We start from the raw sequence: 1453 nt of genomic DNA, 5'->3' as shown, positions 1-1453 counted from the left end.
TTCACAATGACGTTCCATACGAAGACCTAGCGTTTCAATTCCCTGAAGCAATAAAAAGGCATTCATAGGTGATAAGGCCGCCCCGGTATTACGCAAAGGAACTGTCCGGCATCGTCCAATAAAAGCTGCTGGCCCCATTGCCTCGGTATAGATCACGCCATGGTAAGCAGGTTCTGGCTCGTTCAACATAGGGAATCGTTCAGCATGCTCCGCCCAGGGGAAGTTTCCTGAGTCAACGACAATCCCGCCTAACGAATTACCATGCCCACCCATATACTTGGTAAGCGAATGAACAACAATATCTGCCCCATACTCAATAGGCTTACATAAAGCTGGCGTGGCAACTGTATTATCAACGATAAGCGGCACCCCCTTATCATGCGCAATCTTCGCCATGCCTTCCAGATCGATAACATTACCCGCGGGGTTACCAATACTCTCGCAATAAACGGCTGCGGTATTTTCATCAATCAGCTTTGCTAAGGACTCAGGCTTATCATCTTCAGCGAAACGTACATCAATTCCCTGGCTCGGCAGCATATGCTTGAAAAGTGTATAAGTACCGCCATAGAGCTGAGGTACTGAAACAATATTCTTGCCCTTGCTGGCGATCGTTATAATCGCGTAATGAATGGCAGCACTGCCAGCACTCACAGCCAAGGCCGCAATACCTTTTTCTAACTCCGCTACTCTTTTTTCAAGCACATCGTTAGTGGGGTTCATTATTCGCGTGTAGATATTACCCGGTACAGCCAGGTCAAATAAGTCAGCACCATGTTGAGCATTATCAAACTCGTATGCGACTGTCTGGTAAATAGGTGTTGCTACGGACTTGGTTGTAGGGTCTGTTTCATATCCGTGATGAATTGCGATGGTATCGTCTTTCATTTTAATCCTCGGCAATAATGATGAATGTTGGCGAATACGGGACACCGGAACAAAGAATCATAGATCAATTCCCAATAACACACACGCACTCAGATCAATGAAATATAAATAAACTTTCTTTGTGACTTTTTCTCTTTTGCTTCTGTCTATGCTTCTGAATTTAAATTTCAAACTCACTTTTTTACTTAATCAAGGAAGCTTAAATGGAAGATATCAATCAAAGCAGCGATCAGATTCAAGAGCTGTTACAGACAGCCTACACACTCAGCTTAAGTTACGGCCCCAAACTGGTCTTAGCGATCGTTACGCTCATCATCGGCCTATGGGTCATCAATCGCTTCATACGCACTCTTAACAACAATCTCACAAGCAAGGTCGATGCGACGCTTGGTCAATTCGTCTGCAGCATTCTTTCAGTTATTCTGAAAGTAGTCTTGTTGATTTCAGTTGCCTCGATGGTCGGCATCGAGACAACATCATTTGTGGCAGTACTCGGTGCTGCCGGCTTAGCTGTTGGCCTAGCTCTTCAAGGAAGCCTAGCCAACTTCGCCGGAGGCGTTGTCAT

General features: G+C 45.4%; 2 protein-coding genes. One reads left to right on the top strand and one right to left on the bottom strand.

The features are described from left to right. Nucleotides 1-888 (bottom strand): O-acetylhomoserine aminocarboxypropyltransferase/cysteine synthase family protein (locus tag A3729_RS23650; RefSeq protein WP_068634362.1); only part of this gene is annotated, 888 nt, incomplete at its 3' end. A gap of 203 nt (nt 889-1091) precedes the next feature. Between A3729_RS23650 and A3729_RS23645 the strand changes: the two genes are divergently transcribed. Next, a partial coding sequence (locus A3729_RS23645) for a mechanosensitive ion channel family protein (protein ID WP_156498097.1) occupies nt 1092-1453 on the top strand: 362 nt, incomplete at its 3' end.

The organism is Oleiphilus sp. HI0043 (assembly GCF_001634935.1).
Note: the sequence above shows the minus strand (reverse complement) of the source record. Positions and strands in the feature narration are given on the sequence as shown.